This is a genomic window from Massilia sp. CT11-137, assembly GCF_047302885.1.
Taxonomy (GTDB): domain Bacteria; phylum Pseudomonadota; class Gammaproteobacteria; order Burkholderiales; family Burkholderiaceae_D; genus Telluria; species Telluria orientalis.
In genome coordinates this window covers 872,655-893,617 of the sequence record NZ_JBKYMP010000001.1, presented here as the reverse complement: position 1 = coordinate 893,617, position 20,963 = coordinate 872,655, and the positions used below count along the sequence as shown (strand labels likewise).

Annotated in this window: 19 protein-coding genes and 1 riboswitch; of the genes, 9 read left to right on the top strand and 10 right to left on the bottom strand. The window is 65.8% G+C overall.

The window, feature by feature from the left end:
- Window positions 1-100: 100 nt before the first annotated feature.
- From ACEN98_RS04045 to ribB, 5 genes are all read left to right on the top strand, one after another.
- A complete protein-coding gene (locus tag ACEN98_RS04045) occupies window positions 101-412 on the top strand; it encodes a hypothetical protein (RefSeq protein WP_413336958.1) in 312 nt (103 codons plus the stop codon).
- Window positions 409-1,731 carry a PQQ-dependent sugar dehydrogenase gene (locus tag ACEN98_RS04040; protein ID WP_413381604.1) on the top strand — a complete coding sequence of 441 codons (1,323 nt, stop codon included), beginning with the start codon at window positions 409-411 and terminating at the stop codon, window positions 1,729-1,731. The genes ACEN98_RS04045 and ACEN98_RS04040 overlap by 4 nt, the downstream gene beginning before the upstream one ends.
- Window positions 1,728-2,156, top strand: coding sequence for an OsmC family protein (locus ACEN98_RS04035; protein ID WP_413381601.1), 429 nt, complete (start codon window positions 1,728-1,730; stop codon window positions 2,154-2,156). Before ACEN98_RS04040 ends, ACEN98_RS04035 begins: the two co-directional genes overlap by 4 nt.
- A 141-nt stretch (window positions 2,157-2,297) precedes the next feature.
- A complete protein-coding gene (gene gloA, locus ACEN98_RS04030; RefSeq protein ID WP_056124069.1) occupies window positions 2,298-2,711 on the top strand; it encodes a lactoylglutathione lyase in 414 nt (137 codons plus the stop codon).
- 52 nt (window positions 2,712-2,763) lie between these two features.
- A riboswitch (FMN riboswitch) is annotated at window positions 2,764-2,907 on the top strand.
- A gap of 114 nt (window positions 2,908-3,021) precedes the next feature.
- Window positions 3,022-3,678 (top strand): 3,4-dihydroxy-2-butanone-4-phosphate synthase, encoded by a 657-nt coding sequence (gene ribB, locus ACEN98_RS04025; protein WP_413381598.1) that lies wholly within the window; start codon window positions 3,022-3,024, stop codon window positions 3,676-3,678.
- Between the two features lie 6 nt (window positions 3,679-3,684).
- Here the strand turns inward: ribB and ACEN98_RS04020 are convergent, their stop codons facing one another.
- The 6 genes from ACEN98_RS04020 to ACEN98_RS03995 form a co-directional block, all read right to left on the bottom strand.
- Window positions 3,685-4,875, bottom strand: a complete 1,191-nt coding sequence (locus ACEN98_RS04020) for a hypothetical protein (RefSeq protein WP_413381595.1) — start codon at window positions 4,873-4,875, stop codon at window positions 3,685-3,687.
- Between the two features lie 145 nt (window positions 4,876-5,020).
- Window positions 5,021-6,346 carry an IS4 family transposase gene (locus ACEN98_RS04015; protein WP_413380582.1) on the bottom strand — a complete coding sequence of 442 codons (1,326 nt, stop codon included), beginning with the start codon at window positions 6,344-6,346 and terminating at the stop codon, window positions 5,021-5,023.
- Window positions 6,347-6,508: 162 nt separating this feature from the next.
- Entirely contained in the window at window positions 6,509-7,828 is a 1,320-nt protein-coding gene (locus ACEN98_RS04010) for a TolC family outer membrane protein (protein ID WP_413336962.1), read from the bottom strand.
- 41 nt (window positions 7,829-7,869) lie between these two features.
- A complete protein-coding gene (locus ACEN98_RS04005) occupies window positions 7,870-8,193 on the bottom strand; it encodes a rhodanese-like domain-containing protein (RefSeq protein WP_413381592.1) in 324 nt (107 codons plus the stop codon).
- Between the two features lie 14 nt (window positions 8,194-8,207).
- Entirely contained in the window at window positions 8,208-8,861 is a 654-nt protein-coding gene (locus tag ACEN98_RS04000) for a protein-L-isoaspartate O-methyltransferase family protein (protein ID WP_413336964.1), read from the bottom strand.
- Between the two features lie 164 nt (window positions 8,862-9,025).
- Entirely contained in the window at window positions 9,026-9,673 is a 648-nt protein-coding gene (locus ACEN98_RS03995; RefSeq protein WP_413381589.1) for a TetR/AcrR family transcriptional regulator, read from the bottom strand.
- Window positions 9,674-9,789: 116 nt separating this feature from the next.
- Here ACEN98_RS03995 and ACEN98_RS03990 point away from each other — a divergent pair, with 116 nt between their 5' ends.
- The 3 genes from ACEN98_RS03990 (at window position 9,790) to recQ (ending at window position 12,847) form a co-directional block, all read left to right on the top strand.
- Window positions 9,790-10,062 carry a YkgJ family cysteine cluster protein gene (locus ACEN98_RS03990; protein WP_413381586.1) on the top strand — a complete coding sequence of 91 codons (273 nt, stop codon included), beginning with the start codon at window positions 9,790-9,792 and terminating at the stop codon, window positions 10,060-10,062.
- A 108-nt stretch (window positions 10,063-10,170) separates the two neighbouring features.
- The gene (locus tag ACEN98_RS03985; RefSeq protein ID WP_413381584.1) at window positions 10,171-11,004 is read left to right on the top strand and encodes an undecaprenyl-diphosphate phosphatase; all 834 of its coding nucleotides are present in this window, start codon (window positions 10,171-10,173) and stop codon (window positions 11,002-11,004) included.
- 22 nt (window positions 11,005-11,026) lie between these two features.
- A complete protein-coding gene (recQ, locus tag ACEN98_RS03980; RefSeq protein WP_413381582.1) occupies window positions 11,027-12,847 on the top strand; it encodes a DNA helicase RecQ in 1,821 nt (606 codons plus the stop codon).
- A gap of 82 nt (window positions 12,848-12,929) precedes the next feature.
- On the opposite strand, the gene trmB is transcribed toward recQ, so the two are convergent.
- Window positions 12,930-13,610 carry a tRNA (guanosine(46)-N7)-methyltransferase TrmB gene (gene trmB, locus ACEN98_RS03975; RefSeq protein ID WP_413385946.1) on the bottom strand — a complete coding sequence of 227 codons (681 nt, stop codon included), beginning with the start codon at window positions 13,608-13,610 and terminating at the stop codon, window positions 12,930-12,932.
- 139 nt (window positions 13,611-13,749) lie between these two features.
- Here trmB and ACEN98_RS03970 point away from each other — a divergent pair, with 139 nt between their 5' ends.
- On the top strand, window positions 13,750-14,868 hold the full coding sequence (locus ACEN98_RS03970; protein WP_413381580.1) for a succinylglutamate desuccinylase/aspartoacylase family protein: 1,119 nt from the start codon (window positions 13,750-13,752) through the stop codon (window positions 14,866-14,868).
- A gap of 119 nt (window positions 14,869-14,987) precedes the next feature.
- On the opposite strand, the gene ACEN98_RS03965 is transcribed toward ACEN98_RS03970, so the two are convergent.
- From ACEN98_RS03965 to ACEN98_RS03955, 3 genes are all read right to left on the bottom strand, one after another.
- Window positions 14,988-17,672 (bottom strand): EAL domain-containing protein, encoded by a 2,685-nt coding sequence (locus ACEN98_RS03965; protein ID WP_413381578.1) that lies wholly within the window; start codon window positions 17,670-17,672, stop codon window positions 14,988-14,990.
- Between the two features lie 102 nt (window positions 17,673-17,774).
- Window positions 17,775-18,317: a response regulator gene (locus ACEN98_RS03960; protein ID WP_413381576.1), complete on the bottom strand. Its 543-nt coding sequence runs from the start codon at window positions 18,315-18,317 to the stop codon at window positions 17,775-17,777.
- Between the two features lie 134 nt (window positions 18,318-18,451).
- Complete coding sequence (locus ACEN98_RS03955) at window positions 18,452-20,491, bottom strand: ATP-binding protein (protein WP_413381574.1); 2,040 nt, start codon at window positions 20,489-20,491, stop codon at window positions 18,452-18,454.
- Between the last annotated feature and the right edge of the window lie 472 nt (window positions 20,492-20,963).

Sequence of the window (20,963 nt, the reverse complement as noted above, 5' to 3'; positions counted from 1 at the left end):
GCATGTTAAACAGTTCATTGCAAAAAAGCATCTTCCAATTGCGCGACCGCCTTCGATTCGAAGGATTAGGATTTAATCAATTGAATCGAAGGAGGTTGCTATGGTGCAGGAAGAAAAAGACCGCGTCGTGAACACCGACCGGAAGATCGAGGAACAGAGCTACAAGCGCGAACCGCACGAGCGCGACGAATCGCCCGACGGGCAAGGCGTCCGGCCGCGCGGCATCATGAAGCAGGCGGCGGAAGATCTCGAGCAAGGCCTCGTCGACACCGATGCGCGCGCGACTCCGGGCGCCAGCGAAGCCGTGAACCCAGCACCGGGCGCCACGGGCCAGGCCAACCCGCAGCCCGACCGCCACCGCGACATGCGCGACCACGATTCGACCATTCCGGACGGAGGGCAGAACCGATGACACCACGTGCCAGGCTTGCGCTCCTGATCCTTCCTCTGCTGGGCGCCGGCATGGCGCACGCCCAGCAGTATCCCGTCGGCTGGGGACCGAATCCGGCCCTGCCGGCACCCGAAAGATCGCTGATCCCGACCATCAACATCGCCGAGGCGGACGCATGGCCGCAAGGCACGCGCCCGACGCCGGCAGCGGGCCTGGCCGTCACCGCGTATGCGACCGGCCTCGACCATCCGCGCTGGCTGTACGTGCTGCCGAACGGCGACGTGCTCGTCGCCGAGAGCAACAAGCCCGGCAATGCACCCAAGGAAAAAGGCATACGCGCCAAGGTGCAGGGACTGGCGCAGAAGAAGGCGGGCGCCGGCGTCGAGTCGCCCGACAAGATCATCCTGCTGCGCGGCTTCAAGCCGGACGGCACGGCCGATACGAAGACCACGTTCATGCAGGGCCTCACGTCGCCGTTCGGCATGGCCCTCGTCGGCAACGAGCTGTACGTCGCGAATGCCGACGCGCTGTGGAAGTTTCCGTATAAATCCGGCGCGACGAGCATCACGGCCAAGGGCACCAAGGTGCTCGACCTGCCCGCGGGGATCAACCACCACTGGACGAAGAACGTCGTCGCCTCGCCCGACGGCAAGAAGCTGTACATCACGGTCGGCTCGAACAGCAACGTGGCCGAGAACGGCATGGAGATCGAAAAGGGCCGCGCCGCCATCTGGGAGTACGACCTCGCCAGCGGCAAGTCGCGCATCTACGCGAGCGGCCTGCGCAATCCGAACGGGATGGACTTCCAGCCGCAGACGAAGGCCTTGTGGACCGTCGTCAACGAGCGCGACGAACTGGGCAACGACCTCGTGCCGGACTACATGACGGCCGTGAAGGACGGCGCGTTCTACGGCTGGCCGTACAGCTATTACGGCCAGCACGTCGACACGCGCGTCAAGCCGCAGAATCCCGGCCTCGTCGCGAAAGCGATCCCGCCCGACTATGCGCTGGGCGCGCACACCGCGTCGCTGGGCCTGGCGTTCTACGACGGAGATCTCTTGCCGCAATTCAGGAACGGCGCGCTGATCGGCCAGCACGGCTCGTGGAACCGCAAGCCGCACTCCGGCTACAAGCTCGTGTTCGTGCCGTTCACCGACGGCAAGCCGAGCGGTCCGCCGCAGGACGTCCTGACGGGCTTCCTCGGCAAGGACGAGCACGCGTACGGACGCCCGGTCGGGGTCGCGGTCGACCGGACCGGGGCCATCCTGCTGGCGGATGACGTCGGCAACATTGTCTGGCGGATCACTCCGGCCGCCACTAACCAGGGAGCAAAACAATGATCAAACGGAAGGGAAGCGCCGTCTGGAGCGGCGGACTGAAAGATGGCAAGGGCACCGTGTCCACGCAGAGCGGCGTCCTCGACCAGGCACAATACGGCTTCAACACCCGCTTCGAAAATGGCGCGGGCACGAATCCGGAAGAATTGCTGGCGGCCGCGCACGCCGGCTGCTTCACGATGGCGTTGTCGGCCCAGCTGGGCGAGGCCGGCATGACGGCGCAGAAGCTGGAGACGACGGCCACCGTGTCGCTCGACAAGGCCGACGGCGGCTTCGCGATCCCGGCCGTGCACCTGGAGCTCGTCGCCACGATTCCCGGCGCGAGCGAGGAAGCGTTCCAGGAAGCGGCGCGCAAGGCCAAGGAAGGATGTCCGGTCTCGAAGCTGTTCAATGCCGATATCACGCTGGACGCCAAGCTGCAGGCATGATGCAGCGCGTGGGCTCGGGGAGCCCACGCTACACGGCAACCTAGGGTGGGCACCCCGTGCCCACCATCCGCCTGCACAAATCCTTTCAAGCGCATAAAATTCCTGCTTTCCCTCCCAATCAACAAAGCAACAAGGACAACCATGCGCCTCCTGCACACCATGCTTCGCGTCGGCGACCTGCAGCGCTCCATCGATTTCTACACCAAGGTGCTCGGCATGAAACTGCTGCGCACGAGCGAGAATCCGGAATACAAATACACGCTGGCCTTCGTCGGCTACGGCAACAATCCGGACCATGCGGAACTCGAGCTGACCTATAACTGGGGCGTCGACAAATACGACATGGGCTCGGCCTACGGCCACATCGCGATCTCGGCCGACGACATCTATAAAACCTGCGACCAGGTCCGCGCGGCCGGCGGCAACATCACGCGCGAGCCGGGCCCGGTCAAGGGCGGCACGACGGTGATCGCCTTCATCACCGATCCGGACGGCTACAAGGTCGAACTGATCGAGCGCGCCGACAACGCCGGCGGCGGCGGCCTCGGCAGCTAATTACCCACCCTGCTACAATCACCGCGCCCGTTTCGCGACGGGCGACAATTTAATACGTCTTCGGGGCGGGGTGAAATTCCCCACCGGCGGTATGGCCATCACGATGGCCGAGCCCGCGAGCGCCTGCGGTTGCAGGGTCAGCAGACCTGGTGAGATGCCAGGGCCGACGGTATAGTCCGGATGAAAGAAGATGTGCGTCATCATGCGTACGCTGTGCCGCCAGGCATGGGCGTGCGCGTCGTTTCGCTTTGCCCTGATGCGTTTTTCGCTTTGCGCCTTTGTGTGCCAATTTTTTGCGAGGAGCGTCTCAATGACCACCCAAACTTTTACGCTGTATAGCCAGGATCTCGACGGCCGCATCGCCGCCGCCCTCGATGCCACCCGTGCGGGCATTCCCGTGATCCTGCTCGACGATTTCGACCGCGAGAACGAAGCGGACCTGATCGTCGCGGCCGAACAACTGACCGTCGCTTCCATGGCGCTGATGATCCGCGAATGCAGCGGCATTGTCTGCCTGTGCCTGTCGGCCGACAAGGTCCGCGCGCTCGACCTGCCGCCGATGGCGGCGGATAACGGCAGCCGCTACGGCACGCCGTTCACCGTCTCGATCGAAGCGCGCGACGGCGTGACCACGGGCGTGTCCGCAGCGGACCGCGTGACGACGATCCGCGCGGCCATCGCGCCGGATGCGAAGCCGTCCGACCTCGTGCGTCCGGGCCACGTGTTCCCACTCCGTGCCAACCCGGCCGGCGTGCTGGGCCGCAAGGGCCACACGGAAGGTTCCGTCGACCTGGCCGTGCTGGCCGGCCTGCAGCCGGCGGCCGTGTTGTGCGAGCTGATGAACGAGGACGGCACGATGATGCGCGGCGACGCCATCGAACGCTTCGCGCGCGAACGCGGCTTTCCGATCCTCACCATCGCCGAGCTGATCGCCTGGCGGTCGCGCAACGAGCAGCAAGCCGCGTAGACCGCCTCACTTCCTGGGCTTGAGCAACGCCAGGCCCTGGTTGGTGCGCACGACGATGTAGCCGTCGTCGGCCACCGCCAGCGCGTGCACGAGCACGAGGCCCGCCGGCGGCGCATGGAGCCGGTCGTTCAGGTCGACGAGGCCGTCCCTGCGGGTCCAGGACACGGCATGCGCCTCGGTCGCCGTCGCGGACGCACCGACGACGAGGCCGCTCGCATTGATCGCCTCCGCGGTCGAGAAATTGCCGCCCGGGAGAACGCCGATGCTCGTCATGGTCGTGCCGTCGTGGACGAAGCCGCGGTTGCTGCCATCGGCAGTTGCGGACATGCCGATGACGAGGCCCGCACCATTGATCGCAACGGCTTCCGCGCCGGCGCCGCCGAGCGTGCCGATGTCGCGGATCTTGCCCAGCTCGTACAGGAACGCCCCGATCGGCCCCTCGCCGTTGTGGAACCAGCCCGTGACCTGGCCGGCATCGTTGATGTCGACGGCCACGGAATTGCCGACCGGCGAGCCGAGATCGACCAACGGTCCGCCCGTGCGGCTGTCGTACAGGAAGGCGTGGAACCAGGCATTGCCCGGGCCGTACGAATAGCCCACCACCACGCCCAGGTTGTTCAGCCCGTTTCCGAACGAATTGCCGCCGAGCGAACCGAGGTCGTTCAGCTTCTTGCCGTCGTACAGGAACGCGTGGGTCTGCCCGGCGGCCGTCGCCGCCCAGCCCGTGATCTGGCCGCAATGGGTGATCACGGTGCCTGCGGATTCGCTGCCGCCGAGCGTGCCCAGGTCGTGCAGGGTGCCGTCGTACAGGAAGGCATGCACGAGGCCGGCCTTTGTCGTGGACCAGCCCGTCACATGGCCGCAGGCGTTCACGGCCATGGCCTGGGAGAAATCGCCACCGAGCGTGCCCAGCCCGATCGTCTTGCTGCCGTCGTAGAGGAACGCGTGCGCGACGCCGTCCGCGCCGCGCGACGTGCCGGCGACGATGCCGCCGTTCGCGATGCCGCGGCGCGTGACCTCGCCATACGCGACGCCCGGCAGGCCGATCGGGATGACGTCGTAGGTAGGTCCCGTGTCACCCGGACCGGGCCCGGGCCCGCCCGGATTGCCGTGATGGTGGCCACCGCCGCAGGCGGTCAGCGTCAGTGTGAATGCGAGCGCAGCGGCGGATGCGGATGCGCGGGAGAACGGGAACATGACGACCTCGCTTTCGAATGGTTCACGCTTGAGTGTAGGAGTGCGTGTCGCGCGAGTTCGATGAATGAGGAGCTTGCTTGGGGCGTCTCAAGCGAGATTTTCGAGGGCAATAAAAAACGGCGCATCGAGCGCTAATGCCGTTCAGTTAAGCTAGCTTCTTGACCTTCCGGACGGCATAACGCTTTGGCGTTGCCTTGACGGCCCGGTCGCATTTGCGGCCGGGCCGTTCGTCTTTCAGGAGGCTAACCAGCCTTTCCCGCAAGTGTCTCATCGACGCAGGCAATTTTCCATACGATCTCGTGACGCCGGCCCAGTGCAGTTCGAATTGGATCAGGTGGAATGCCCGGATGAAGCTGACCTCGGTCGGCTCGCACTTCACCGCCAGCGCAGCCTTGGCGATCTCGAGCCGGATCAGGTTGTAGGCGATAAGCGTTCCCCAGATTTCCTGATATACGCCATCCGTTGTTTTCGAGCGCAGCGTCAGTGCCGTGCCGAGCATCGTTTGCTTGAGCTCCCGGTAGCTCGTTTCAATCCCCCAGCGCTTGTCGTAACAGGCGGCGATATCGCTTGGCTTGTAGCGACGACGGTCGCGCAGCGAGGTCAGCAGGATGCGTTTGCGCGCCTGTGCGTCGACGACGGTGATCGCGCGCGCTTCCCAGAACTCGGGCAATTCTGCGCACTTGGCCCTGGCCTGGGGCGACACACGCATGCGCACCAGCATATCGTCGCTTTCGGCTTCGAGCGCTTCCCACTTGGTGTTCGATTTGGCTGGAATGATGTAGTGCCGTTCGGCGCCGCTGCCTGTCAGGCCGCACAAGATTTCGGCCGAGAGAAAGCCTCGATCAAAGACCGTCAGCGATTCATCCGGAATAGCCTCGACAAGCTGCTTTGCGTACAGCATTTCATTGGTCGAGTATGGGCCGAACGCGGCACTATGCACCAGGTGCGTGGGCAGCGACGTGAGGGTGACACCGCGCACTTGCGGATAGCTGGCGACCGTATCGCTGGCGTAACTCTGGGCGCCAAAGTGATTGCGATTTTCCGCAGTGTCGTGCGTGCGCAAGGTCGTCCCGTCCATGGCGAACAGCTGCAGTCCTTTGAACAGGTAAGCCTTCCTGTCCTGCGTCACCCAATGCCTTGCCGAGCGCTCGAATAGCCACTTCAAGGGCTCAGGTCCGACGCGCTGGCGCGCTTGGGCCGCAGCGCTTTTGCTGACGAACGGCGTCTGCGCGTCCGGTAGCGCCAAACCAAGATCATCCAGCACTTCGCTGATCGATTTGTGCCGATACAAAGCCAGTGCCACCATCAGCCATACAACCTGCTCGGCAGGCAGGCGACGATGTCGGATACTCGTCGCTTCCGTGCTCATGACGGCCTGCTCGATCCATTCGTATGGCAAATGCTCCCCCAACCTTGCCCAGTCGGGAGCCTCAAGATGATTTGCCAGAAAATGCAGAGTGTCGTCGAACATGGCGACGAAGGTTAACAGCGATGCCCGGCGTTTACAACGATTAAATAAAAATGCCGTTCAGTCTTAACTGAACGGCATTAGCGCATCGAGCGCCGTCTTTTCAAACCGGGGTCAGAGCCCGTTTTCAGGAAATTGCCAAAAATCGGGCTCTGACCCCGGTGTTCAAGGCTGCTGCAGCAACGCGTTGATCGGCTGCAGGTCTTCCTCGCGCAGCGAACCCGCCGCGGCCTTCAGCTTCAGGCCAGCCAGGATCGTGTTGTAGCGCGCCCGCGCCAGGTCGGTGCGGGTCTGGTACAGCTGGCGCTGCGCGTTCAGCACGTCGATGTTGATACGCACGCCGACCTGGTAACCGAGCTTGTTCGATTCCAGCGCGGAATTGCTCGACACTTCGGCCGCTTCCAGCGCCTTCACCTGCGCGAGGCCGCTGTTCACGCCGAGGAACGATTGGCGCGCCACCAGCGCGGCGTTGCGGCGGTTCGCTTCCAGGTCGTTGCGGGCCTTGTCTTCCAGCGCGATCGATTCGCGCACCTTGCTCGTCACGGCGAAACCGTTGAAGATCGGGATGCTGTACTGGATGCCGATGGAGTTGCTCGTGGTCTTGCCCGACTGGATCGTCTGGCCATTGACGTCGCGGTGCAGCGACGATGCGACGAGGTCCACGGTCGGATAGTGGCCGGCGCGGTTCTTCGAGATGTCGCGCTTGGCCGATTCCAATTGCAGCTGGGCCACGGTCACGGCGTAGTTCTGGTTCTCGGCGGCGGACACCCACTGGTCGACGTTGATCGGCTGCGGCGCCGTCAGGGACACGCCCGTGCGCAAGGTCGCCAGCGTGGACGGCGGCGTGCCGATGATGGCTTGCAACGCTGTCTTCTTGGTTTCCAGATCGTTGACGGCAGCAATTTCCTGCGACACCACGAGGTCATATGCGGCCTGGGCTTCATGGGTGTCGGTGATGGTCTGCGTGCCGACTTCGAAGTTGCGCTTGGCGGAAGCCAGCTGCTCGGTCACGGCGACTTTTTGCGCGCGCGTGGATTCCAGCGTGTCCTGGGCGGCCAGCACGTCGAAATACGCTTGCGCGACGCGCGTGATCAGGTCCTGCTGGGCCTGGGCGAACTGTGCTTCGGAAATGGCTTGCGACAGCTTGCTCTGCTGGTAGGTTTGCCAGCGGTCCCAGTGGAACAGCGGCTGCTGCAGGGTCACCTGGATCTCGTTGGTGCGCAGGTTGCTGCCGGGGCTCGGTACGTTGTTCCACGGGTCGGTGCTGCTGTTGTTCTTGGTGATGTCGCCATTGATGCCGACGGTCGGCAGCAGGCCGGCTCGCCCCTGGGTGATACGTTCGCGACCCGCCGCGGCGGACGCGCGGGCGCTGGCATACGTGGCGTCGTTCGCCAATGCCTGCTGGTACACCTGGATCAGATCGGCCGCCTGGGCATTGAGCGAAAACGCGCTGGCCAACAGTACGGCGATGAGGGGCTTCTGCATTACTTTCTCCGTCGGAGTCATCAATAGTTAAGGACGCAGAGTCAATACTTCGGCATCGAAGAGTCGACCTGCACGGCCCAGGCGTGTATCCCGCCTGTAAGGTTGGTAATGTTGCTGAATCCGTTGCGCTCCAGGAAGGCGGCCACCTGCATGCTGCGTGCGCCGTGGTGGCACACGCAGACGATGTCCTGGCCGTCGTCCAGCTCGCTCACGCGGATTGGAATCAGGTTCATCGGGATCTGGGTCGAGCCTTCGATATGGCAGGTCTCGAATTCCCAGTTTTCCCGAACGTCGAGCAGCAGCGGCTGCGGACGCGACGAGTCGGCCAGCCAGGCGGCCAACTCGGGGGCGGTAATGTGCTGCATGCGTCGTTCGCCTCTCAGAACTGGAAGTGCGACGGCACCGGGGCGCCCGTCAGGTAGCGCACGTTGGTCTCGAACACCTTGACCGTGCTGTAGGCGTTGTCGCCGGTACGGGTGATGATCGAGGCTTCCATCACCGGTGCCTGGCCGACGATGGCGGCGATGCGGCCACCCACCTTCACCTGCTTCAGGATCGCTTCCGGCAGCACTTCCAGCGCGCCCGAGATCACGATCACGTCGTACGGCGCACCTTTTTCCCAGCCCTGGGCGCCGTTGCCGACTTCGACGGTCACGTTGTGGACGCCGGCATTGGCCAGGTTCTTCTTGGCCTGTTCCGCCGTTTCCGGATTGATTTCCACGGTGGTCACCTTGGCGGCGCGGTGCGCCAGCAGGGCGGCCATGTAGCCCGAACCCGTACCGATTTCCAGCACGGTCTCGTGCTTCTTCACACCTGTTTCCTGCAGGATGCGTGCCTCGAACTTCGGCGCCAGCATGGCGTCACCGCCCGGCAGCGGGATCTCGACGTCGGCGAACGCCAGGTTCTGGTACGCCGCCGGCACGAACTGTTCGCGCTTGACGACGTGCAGCAGGTCGAGCACATCCTGGTCCAGCACGTTCCACGGACGGATCTGCTGTTCGATCATGTTGAAGCGGGCTTGTTCGATATTCATCTTTAGACTCGGTGGGAAAATAAATAATCCGATATTTTATCGTTGAACGGCTTCAGCAAACATATCTTAGCGACATGCCGCTGGTAGCCAGGGGAAATTGCGACAGTCTGCAGTTTCCGGGGCATGAACCCCGGAAAACGGCGTCTTGACGTAGGAAAACGGGGTCAAACAGCGGGGGCGGCCGGCAGCAGGCCGTGCAGCGCCATGTCGAGGAAGGTGTCGAGGAAGGCCAGCGGCTCCAGCTCCGCACGCGGGCACGGGCCGACCGAATGCTTCCAGATGATCAGGGTGAGCATCGGGGCGACGAGCACCTGGGTCATCGTGTTGACGTCGATCTTGCGGAATTCGCCGCGCGCGATGCCCCGTTCGAGCATCGACGCCATGGCATTGGTGCCGCGGGTGATCACTTCTTCCTGGTAGAAGCGGGCCAGTTCCGGGAAATTGTCCGCTTCGGCCATGACGAGCTTGATGATGCCGGAGGCCTTGGTCGCGCCCAGCCGCTGCCACCAGGAGTGGATCAGCTGGCGCAGAAGGTCGGCACTGTGGCCGTCGAACTCGGCGACGGACGCCTCCGCCTCACCGATCACGGGCACGATATTGCTGCGCACGACGGCCTTGAACAGCTCTTCCTTGTTCTCGTAATACAGGTACAAGGTGCCCTTGGACACGCCGGCGCGGCGCGCGACGTCTTCCAGGCGTGTGGCGGCGTAGCCACGCTCGACGAACAGGTCGATGGCCGCCTCCAGCAACTCCTGGGGCCGCGCGTCCTTACGGCGCTCCCAGCGCGGCTTGGTGTCAAAAGGGCATGGCATGCTTCTGTCCGACAACTAACTATTGAGTCAGCAAATATAGACCTGGGGATAGGGCCAGTCAAGAACGGCCGCCTTCACCGTAGTATACTGTCTGCTTGCCTGTCCCCGGTCTTTACATGCATATCCCGCCTTCTCCCGTTTCCTGCCGCCCCGGCTGCGGCGCCTGCTGCATCGCGCCGTCGATCACGTCCCCGATTCCAGGCATGCCAAACGGCAAGCCTGCGGGCGTGCGTTGCGTGCAGCTGGACGAGCACGACGGCTGCAAGATTTTCGGGCAGCCGGGCCGCCCGCGCGTGTGCGGCAGCCTGCCGCCGTCGGGCGAGATGTGCGGCGACACGCGCGAGCACGCGATGTTCTTCCTGGCCGAACTGGAGCGCTTGACAGCCTGACATGGCGACACGGTAACTCGACGGCAGTCCCCTTCCTCATGGTAAGCTTGCGGCCCGCGCAATATCTGCCGCGCACGCGTCCCCAACCCTACCGAACCGCACACACCAATGGATATCATTCTCGCCCTGAAAGCGATCATCATGGGCCTCGTCGAGGGCTTCACCGAATTCCTGCCGATCTCGTCCACCGGACACCTGATCCTGGCCGGTAGTCTGATCAATTTCACGGGCGAAGTGGCCCAAGTGTTCGAAATCGCCATCCAGGCCGGCGCGATCCTGGCCGTGATGTGGGAATACCGTGCGCGCATCGGCGCCGTGCTGGGTGGCATCACGTCCGATCCGCGCCAGCAAAAGCTCGTCATCAACCTGATCGTCGCGTTCCTGCCGGCGGCCGTGCTGGGCTTCCTGTTCAGCAAGGCGATCAAGGCGCATTTGTTCGCGCCGGTGCCCGTGGCCCTCGCGTTCATCGTCGGCGCGTTCGTGATCCTGTGGGCGGAGCGCCGCCACAAGGTGCTGCCGGGCGCGCACCGCGTCCAGACCGTGGACGACATGACCGTCGTCGACGCGTTCAAGGTCGGCTGCGCCCAGTGCTTCGCGCTGATCCCGGGCACGAGCCGGTCGGGTGCGACGATCATCGGCGGCATGCTGTTCGGCCTGTCGCGCACGGCCGCGACGGAGTTCTCGTTCTTCCTCGCGATTCCCACGCTGCTGGCCGCGACCGTGTATTCCGTCTTCAAGGCGCGCCACGACCTGCACGCGTCCGACCTGCCGCTGTTCCTGATCGGCGGCGTGGCGGCGTTCATTTCCGCCTTCCTGTGCGTCCGTTGGCTGTTGCGCTTCATCAGCACGCACGACTTCACGGGCTTCGCCTGGTACCGTATCGTGTTCGGTGTGGTCGTGTTGATCACCGCCCATTTCGGCTGGGTGGTCTGGGCCGAATAATTCGAGAGCAGCAAGTACCATCATGACGAGCGACATCGAGCAACGCGCGCTGCAGGTCCTGCAGACGGTCTTCGGCTATCCCGCCTTCCGCGGACAGCAGGCCGACATCGTCGAGCATGTGGCGTCCGGCGGCGATGCGCTCGTGCTGATGCCCACCGGCGGCGGCAAGTCGCTGTGCTACCAGATTCCCGCGCTGCTGCGCGACGGCGTCGGCGTCGTCGTCTCCCCGCTGATCGCGCTGATGCAGGACCAGGTCGACGCGCTGGCCGAAGTGGGCGTGCGCGCCGCGTTCCTGAACTCGACGCAGACGTTCGAAGAGACCCTGCGCATCGAACGGATGGTGCGCACCGGCGAACTGGACCTCGTCTACGTGGCACCCGAACGCCTGATGACGCCGCGCTGCCTGGAACTGTTCGAGTCCGCGCACATCTCGCTGTTCGCCATCGACGAGGCGCACTGCGTGTCGCAATGGGGCCACGACTTCCGGCCCGAATACATCCGCCTGTCGATCCTGCACGAGCGCTTCCCGCACGTGCCGCGCATCGCGCTGACGGCAACCGCCGACCAGCTCACGCGCGCGGAAATCGCCCAGCGCCTGCAGCTGGAAGAGGCGCGGCAATTCGTGTCGTCGTTCGACCGCCCGAACATCCGCTATTCCATCGTCGAAAAAACGAACGGCCGCAAGCAGCTGCTCGACTTCATCACGGCGGAACACCCGGGCGACTCGGGCATCGTCTACTGCCTGTCGAGAAAGAAGGTCGAGGAGACGGCGGAATTCCTGAACGAGAACGGCATCCGCGCCCTGCCCTATCACGCGGGCATGGAGTATTCGCTGCGGGCCGACAACCAGGCGCGCTTCCTGCGTGAAGACAACATCGTGATGGTGGCCACCATCGCGTTCGGCATGGGCATCGACAAGCCGGACGTGCGCTTCGTCTGCCACCTCGACCTGCCGAAATCGCTCGAGGGCTATTACCAGGAGACGGGCCGCGCGGGCCGCGACGGGCTGCCGTCCAATGCGTGGATGGCCTACGGTTTGCAGGACGTCGTGCTGCAGCGCCGGATGATCGACGAGTCCGAGGCCGACGAGAATTTCAAGCGCGTGCTGTCGTCGAAGCTCGACGCGATGCTGGGCCTGTGCGAGACGCTCAGCTGCCGGCGCATGCGCCTGCTCGAATACTTCGGCGAGCGCTCCGGCCCATGCGGCAATTGCGGCACGTGCCTCATTCCGCCGACGTCGTTCGACGCGACGGTGCCCGTGCAAAAGCTGCTGTCGGCCATTTACCGCGTCGACCAGCGCTTCGCGGCCGGCCACGTGATCGACGTGCTGCGCGGCGTGAGCTCCGAGCGCATCGTCCAGTGGCACCACGACAAGCTGACCGTGTTCGGCGTGGGCGCCGAGCGCGGCGAGCAGGAATGGCGCGCCATCGTGCGCCAGACGATCGCCCTGGGCCTCGTCACCGTCGACCACGACGCGTTCAGTTCACTCAAGCTGACGGAAGCGGCGCGGCCGGTGCTGAAAGGCGAGCAGAAAGTGCAGCTGCGCCAGTACCAGAAGCCCGTGAAACCCAAGCGCACGTCGACGCCGCGCGGCAGCTACGAGGAGGTCGAGCTGTCGAAGTCCGAGCAGGCGATCTTCGACAAGCTGCGCTGGTGGCGCGTCGAGACGGCGCGCGCGCACGGCGTGCCCGCCTACGTCGTGTTCCAGGACGCCACCCTGCGCGAGATCGCCAAGGTCAAGCCGGTGTCGCTCGACCAGTTGCGCGGCGTCTCGGGCGTCGGCGAGAAGAAGCTGACGTCCTACGGCGACGAGATCGTCGGGATCATCAGCGAGATGGTTTGACGTTACGCGTGGGCGCGGGGCGCCCACCCTACGATATCTCGGTGCCGTAGGGTGGGCACCCCGTGCCCACCAAATGCACGCGTTATCGTTTCGTGAAGACGAGGTCCCACACGCCGTGGCCGAGTTTGAGGCCGCGGTTCTCGAACTTGGTCAGCGGCCGGTACGACGGCTTCTCCGCATAGCCCTCGGCCGTGTTCCGCAGCGCCGGCTCCGCGCCCAGGACTTCCAGCATCTGCACCGCGTAATCTTCCCAGTCCGTCGCGCAGTGAATATAGCCGCCCTGCGCCAGCTTCTGGCACAGCAGTTGCACGAACGGCGGCTGGATCAGGCGGCGCTTGTTGTGGCGCGCCTTGTGCCATGGGTCGGGGAAGAAGATGTGCACGCCCGCCAGCGAACCGTCGGCGATCATGTTGTTCAGCACCTCGACGGCATCGTGCTGGATGAGGCGCAGGTTCTGGATGTCCTGTTCGCCGGCCAGTTTCAGCAGGCTGCCCACGCCCGGCGTGTGCACTTCGACGCCGACGAAATCCTTGTCCGGCATCGCCTTCGCGATGTGCGCCGTCGTGTCGCCCATGCCGAAGCCGATCTCCAGGATCAGCGGCGCGGTGCGGCCGAACGGGGCGTGGAAATCGAATTGGGCCTTGCGGTACTCGATCAGGTAATGCGGACCATACGCTTCCAGCGCGCGCGCCTGGCCGGTCGACAGGCGGCCGGCGCGGGTGACGAAACTGCGGATGCGGCGGTCGGTCGGGTCGTAGAGCATCGGGCGGCCCTGCTCGTTGGTAGGCGTATCGGCGGACATGGGGAATGAAAGAATGAGGAAAAAACGGGCGCCATTATAACCCGGCGCTTTCCGGCCGCGATCTCGGACATAATGCATCTGTTGCAACCAGGAGCCACCGATGCGCCAGCAGACCCACCCGATCGCCACCGAAGACAACGTCGCCGCCTACCGCCTGACCTCCTTCCACTACGGTACGCCGGGCAGCGGCAGGAAGGTCTACATCCAGGCCTCGCTGCACGCGGACGAGGTGCCCGCGATGCTCGTCGCGCACGTGCTGCGCCGTGAGCTCGACCGGCTGGATGCGGAGAACAAGGTCACCGGCGAGATCATCCTGGTGCCGGCCGCGAATCCGATCGGGCTGTCGCAGGTGATCCACGGCGCGCCGTTCGGGCGTTTCGACCTCGCTACCGGCACCAATTTCAACCGCTCGTACCGGCACGTGGCCGCGGCGTTGAAGGCGTCGCTGCAGGACAAGCTCGGCGCGGATCCCGCCGCCAACGCGGCCCTCGTGCGCGAGCACGCGCGCCGCGAAGTGGCCGCATGGCTGCCATCGAGCGCGACGGAAGAGCTCAAGAAGACGCTGCTGGGCATGGCGATCGACGCCGACATCATGCTCGACCTCCACTGCGACAACGAGGCCGTGCTGCACATGTACACGGGCACGCCGCTCGCCGGGCGGGTACAACCGCTGGCCGCGCTGATGGGCGCGCACGCCGTGCTGCTGGCGACGGAATCCGGCGGCGAGCCGTTCGACGAAGCGTGCAGCCGCGTGTGGTGGGAACTGGCGGAACACTTCGGCGACCGCTTCCCGATCCCGTCCGGCTGCGTGGGCGTGACGGTCGAGCTGCGCGGCGAGAACGACGTGCGCTACGACCTGGCCGAACGGGACGCGCACGCGCTACTGCAATACCTGGCGCGCGAGGGCGTCGTCGACCTGCCCGTCGCGCCGCTGCCGGCGCCGCTGTGCGAACCGACGCCACTGGAAGGCGTGGAACCGCTGCACGCGCCACATGCGGGGGTGCTCGTGTTCCTGAAAAAACTGGGCGACCAGGTGCGGGCCGGCGATGCCGTGGCCGACATCGTCGATCCGGTCAGCGGCAGGACGACGGCCTTGCGGTGCACGCAGTCCGGGGTGCTGTTCGCGAGCACGGCGCATCGTCACCTGCTGCGCGGGATGCACGTTTGTAAGATCGCGGGGGCGGAGGCGTCGCGGACGGGCAGTCTGCTGGGCGCCTGACCGGAACGTATGCACCGTCGCCCCTGCGAAGGCAGGGGCCCAAGTTTCATGCGCAGTGGCGGGGCATGCAAAATTGGGTCCCCGCCTTCGCGGGGACGACGTAGCGAGCGTCGCGTGTCCTACGCTGCCAACTCTTCCTTGAACAGATAGCGCTGCGCCAGCAACGGACCGATGCCCGCCGCCGGCAGCGGCCTCGCAACGAAATACCCCTGCACCTCGTTGCACTTCAGCGCCCGCAGGATCTGCAGCTGCTCCTCGTTCTCGACGCCTTCCGCCACGACTTCCATCCCGAGCGCGTGCGCCATCGACACGATGGCCTGGAAGAACACGGTGCCTTCGCGCGAGCGTCCCAGTTCGGCCGTGAATGAGCGGTCGACCTTCAGCACGTCCATCTTCATGCGCTGCAGCTGCGACAGCGACGAGTAGCCGGTGCCGAAATCGTCGACGTGCAGCTTGACGCCCAGCGCGCGGATCGCGGCCAGCTCGGCGAGGATCTCGGCCTGGTCGCCCATCATCGCGGACTCCGTGATCTCCACTTCGAGCAGGCCGGCCGGCACGGCGTGGCGGGCCAGCGCGTCTTCGAGCTCGCGCTGCACGCTGCCGCGCAGGAACTGCTTCGGCGAGACGTTGATCGACACCGGCACCGGCACGGCGCCGTGCGCGCGCCAGGCCGCCAGCTGGGCGCAGGCCTGGTCGATCACGATGGCGCCGATCGGCACGATCAGGCCGCTGGATTCGGCCAGCGGGATGAATTCGTCCGGGCGGATCATGCCCAGCTGCGGATGCTCCCAGCGCAGCAGCGCTTCCATGCTCAGGAGCTCGCCCGTGCGCGTGTCCACGCGGGGCTGGTAGTGCAGCACGAACTGGCGCTTGTCGATCGCTTCCAGCAGGCGCTGGCGCAGCTGGGTGCGCGTCTTGAGGATGTTCGACTGCGCGGGGTCGAAGAAGCGGTACTGGCCCTTGCCCTCGGCCTTGCCCGCGTACATGGCGATGTCGCCGTGGCGGATCAGGGTGGCCGCATCGAGACCGTCACGCGGGTACACGGCGATGCCGACCGAGGCGCCGATCATGTGCTGGTCGTCGGCGATCGGGAACGGTTTGCTGAAGGCTTCGACGATGCGCGTGGCGACGATGGCCACCTGCTGGTCGCTGTCGAAGGGGCTCAGCAAGACGACGAATTCATCGCCGCCGAAACGCGCCACGCTGTCGCCCGGACGCAGTTGCGACAGCAGGCGCTCGGCCGCCAGCTGGAGCAGGCGGTCGCCGACGGCGTGGCCGTGCGTATCGTTGACCTGCTTGAATTCGTCGAGGTCGATGAACAGCAGCGCCGCGCCGTGGTCGCCGTCGTCCGCGCGCGCCAGCGCCACGGGCACGAAGTTCAGGAACCAGTGGCGGTTCGGCAGGCCGGTGAGGCTGTCCTCGTTGGCCAGGCGCGCGAGCTGGGATTCGTGTTCCTTGCGCTCGCTGATGTCCTGCAGGGTGACGGCGAGGTTGTCGCCCACGCGCACGATGCGGCGATGGCCCCAGCGGATGTTCAGCCGGTTGTTGTCGGGCATGCGCCGGTCTTCCTGGTGGAAGCCGACGGCCAGCGCCGTACGGTAATTGGCGGTCAGGTCGTCGAAGGACTTGCCGTGGTGGAGCTGCGAAATCAGGCTGCCGACGAGTTGCGCGTGCGTCGTGCCGTAGAAGAAGGCGCCGCGCTCGTTGCAGTCGACGATGCGGAAGTCGACCGTCTGCCCCTTGCGGTCGCGCACCGGCGCGATCATGTAGAAACCGTCGTTGCCGCTGTCGGTGGCCGTGCGGTAGGCGCGCTGGATCTCGGCCCGCTCGCGCGCCCGCGCCGCCGCGCGCAGCGACAGCATGCTCGCACCCAGCGCCAGCAGGGTCAGCACGGCGGTGGCCACCAGCGTGTGGTTGCGGCTGTCCGTCCAGTAGGCGTCGGCTGCTTCCAGCACGGCCGTATGCGACAGCGCGACGAGGGCCACGAGCGGATACGCGCCGGAGCGGCGCCAGCCCAGCACGCGCGGCTCGCCGTCGGCAAAGCCGCCCTGCCCGCCGACCAGCTGCACGCCGCGCGCCACCGGCCAGCGGTCGGCGTTCGCGGGCAGCAGCGAGGCGGCGCCCATGGTCCGCACGATGCCGCTGGCGTCCTGCTCGACGCGCAAGGCGTTGTCGGTGCCGACGAGCGCCAGCAGGCTGCCGGGCCCCAGCGTGGGCGAGCTGACGAACGACGTGAAATACGCGGCGTCGACGGCCATCAGCAGCACGCCGTCGAAGCCGTCGTCGGGCGTGTCGAGCCGGCGCGTGAAGAGGATGGTGCCACGCGCTTCGTCCAGTTCCGGCGGCGGCGTGCCGATGCGCAGCGCGGTCGAGATGGCGTTGCGGTGCTGGATGAAGAAATCGGCCCGGGACAGATTCAGCCCGCGCGCGTGGATGCGGCTCGAGGAGCGGACCGCGCCGTCCGGCCCGATCACGCTCACGTTGACGAAGGCGGCGTCGGTGAACATGCCGTCGCGGCGCATGTTCTCGATCAGGCTGCGGTCGCGCGCGTGCTCCCAGCTGTGCTTGAGCTGCATGGTGATCTGGTCGACCTGGGCGACCGAGCGGGTGACGTACTGCTCGTAGGCTTCGGCATACGCGTCGGCCTCCTTGAACGCCTGCTCCTCGGCGCGCCGGCGTTCCGCGCCGGCGTGCAGGATGGCGGCGGTCCAGAGGGCGGCACAGGCGAGCAGGGCCAGCGCGGGCCACAGCAGCGCGAGGAATCGGTGGGTGCGCGGGGCGGTGTGCGCACTGGACTTGGACATGCGGGTTCCGTCAGAAAGACGTGCGGGGATGCACGCTCAGTTACTGTTCAGCAACTCGCAGTGTAAGAAAAGAAAGTGACGGGATGATGACACGGCCGCGCGTCAGGCCGGCGTGCCCTTCGCCAGCGCCTGCGCCAGCGCATCCACGTCGGCCGGCTTCACGAAATGGTAATGGAAACCCGCGGCCTTCGACGCGTCGCGGTCCTGCTGCTGGCCATAGCCCGTGAGCGCGATGAACAGCGCCCCGGCCGCACGCGGCAGCGCGCGGATCTGGCGCGCCAGTTCGTGGCCGTCCATGCCCGGCAGGCCGATGTCGAGGACGAACGCGTCGAAGGACCGTTCGCGCGCGCAGGCGAGCGCCTGCAGCGGGTCGTATTCGATGGACGCCTCGTGGCCCAGCACCTCCAGCAGCATCGCCACCGTCTGGGCGGCGTCGGCGTTGTCGTCGACGACGAGCACGCGCCGCACGCCCGGCTGCGCCGCGGCGCCGCCGGCCGCGTCGACGGCCACGGCCCCCGGCCCCGCATGCGGCGGCCTGGCCGTCGACGCGGCACCCTTGTCCGGTCCCACGCCCTGCGTGGCGGCCTGTCCGCCGTGCCGTTCGAGGAGGCTGATCTCCTGCCGTTTTTCGATGGTGTCGTACATATGCTCGTCCCCGTTTTCGCCCGCGTTGACTATGGTACGAAAATACGCCGCCCCGGCGCGCAACCTACGCAGGGGGGCATGCACCTAGGATAGCGCTCCTTGTTCCGCGCGGCAATACGCGCACGCAAGAACGTTCAGCGCCGCGCTTCCGCCCGGGCCAGCACCTCGTTGACCTCGTTCAGGTCGGCCGGCTTGACGAGGTAATGGTCGAAGCCGGCCTGCTGGGCCTCCTCGCGGTCCTGATTCTGGCCGTAGCCGGTCAGGGCGACGAGCGTGGCGCCCGCGCTCTCGGGCTGTGCGCGCAGGCGCCGCGCCAGTTCGTAGCCGTCCATGTCGGGCAGGCCGATGTCGAGCAGCAGGACGTCCGGATGCTCGCTTCTCGCCCGCGCCAGCGCGCCGCGCGCATCGTATTCGACGCTGACCGCGTGGCCCTGCACTTCGAGCAGCGCGGCCAGCATCTGGGCCGCGTCGGCATTGTCGTCGACGACCAGCACGCGCAGGTTGCCATTGTCCGGCGCCGCGCCCGCCGCGGCCCCGCCGCCATCGTTGGCCGCCGCCGCCGGCGCGCGCGCCGCGCACGGCAAGCAGATCGAGAACTCGCTGCCTTGTCCCAGGCCGTCGCTGCGGGCATGCACGGTGCCGCCGTGCAGCGCGACGAGGCTTTTCACCAGCGCCAGGCCGATCCCGAGCCCGCCCTGCGACCGGTCGGGCGTGCGTTCGGCCTGCGTGAACAGGTCGAAGATGTACGGCAGGACTTCCGGCGCGATGCCGACGCCGTTGTCGCGCACGGCCACGGTCACCTGCTCGTCGTCCACGGTCACGGCCAGCACGATGCGGCCGCCCGGCGCCGTGTACTTGGCGGCGTTGTTGAGGATGTTCGAGATGACCTGCACGAGGCGCGTGCGGTCGCCCGTCACGTGCGCCGGCTGGCCCGACAGCTGCAGGGTCAGCGCATGGCGGCGCGCGTCCATCAGCGGCCGCACCTGCTCGACGGCGGCGGACACGATCACGTTCAGGTCCAGCGCTTCCATCTCCAGCGTGACGAGGCCGCGCGTGACGCGCGAGACGTCCAGCAGGTCGTTGACGAGGTCCGTCATGTGCTCGGCCTGGCGCACGATGATCTCGCTGGCGTTGGCCACGCTCCTGGCGTCAAGCCGGCCGAGCTTCAGCAGCTGGGCCGCCGTCATGATGGGCGCGAGCGGATTGCGCAGCTCGTGCGCCAGCATCGCGAGGAACTGGTCCTTCTGGCGGTTGGCGGCGCGCAGCTCGTCCTCGACGAGCTTGCGGTCGGTGACGTCGCTGCCTTCCACGAAGATGCCGCTGACGGCCCCGTTCTCGTCGCGGATCGGCTGGTAGACGAAGTCGATGTAGCGCTCTTCCAGCGGCCCTTCCGGCTCGCGCTGCAGGCGCACGGGCAGCGCATGGCCGACGAACGGCTCGCCCGTCGCGTACACGCGGTCGAGCAGTTCGAGGAAGCCCTGGCCGACGATTTCCGGCAGCGCCTCGCGCGCGCGCTTGCCGACGATCGGGCGGTGGCCGACCAGCTGCATGTACGACTGGTTCGTCAGCTCGAACACATGCTCGGGGCCGCGCAGCACGGCCATGATCCCGGGCGCCTGCGAGAACAGGCCGCGCAGCCGCTCGTTTTCCTCGTTGCGGTATTTCTCGGCCAGCACCTGCTCGGTGACCTCGACGCACGCGCAATACATGCCGGCGATGGCCCCGTTCTCGTCGCGCACCGGCGAATACGAGAACGTGAACCAGGTCGGCTCGTCGTAGCCGTGGCGGTTCATCACGAGATACAGGCGGTCGGCATACGTCGCCTCGCCGCGCAGTGCGCGTTCGATCAGCGGGTGGATGTCGTGCCAGATTTCGGCCCAGATGTCGTGGAAGCGCCCGCCCAGCGCGGCCGGATGCTTGTCGCCGAGGATCTCGCGATACGGATCGTTGTACAGGAAGGCGAGTTCCTTCCCCCAGGCGACGAACATGGGGAATTTCGAGTTCAGCATCAGCCCGACGACCGTGCGCAGCGCCTGCGGCCACGTGCGCGGATGGCCCAGCGGCGACGTGGACCAGTCGTGCGCACGCATCATCGCGCCCACTTCGCCGCCGCCGCTCAGGAACATCAGGGCGCCGGCATGGTTTTCGTCAGACAGTTGTCTGTTTTCTTGCATGATTGACACTGGTTGAAGCAACAACGCCAGTGTGCCATAAGGGCTTGCGGCAGGGCGCGCACGGCGGGACGGCCGCGTGCAGGCGTGCATGTGAGGGGAATGTCGAGGGATGGAGCGGGTGAAGGGAATCGAACCCTCGTCGTAAGCTTGGGAAGCCGCCTAAAAAATGGCTCAACCATGCGGGCTTGCTCCCTTTTTCTGCTCCACAAAATACCGGAAACTGCTGCTCTAAACCACAGTATTCACGAGGCCCTAGTTTGCTTTGTGGAGCGATTTTCTGCCCGACCGGAAGCCCACTTCAATTCCTGTCGGTAGTTTTCAAGTCTAGGGATATTTCTTTGCGAATCAATAAGATAACGAACGTCCCTTCCGCGTAAAGCTTTCCTAAAGCAAGATTTTTGCGTTTTTAATCAACGGCCGTTAGAGTGGTTGCGGAAACGAATTTGCGATTTCAACCACACTGGAGAAGCCC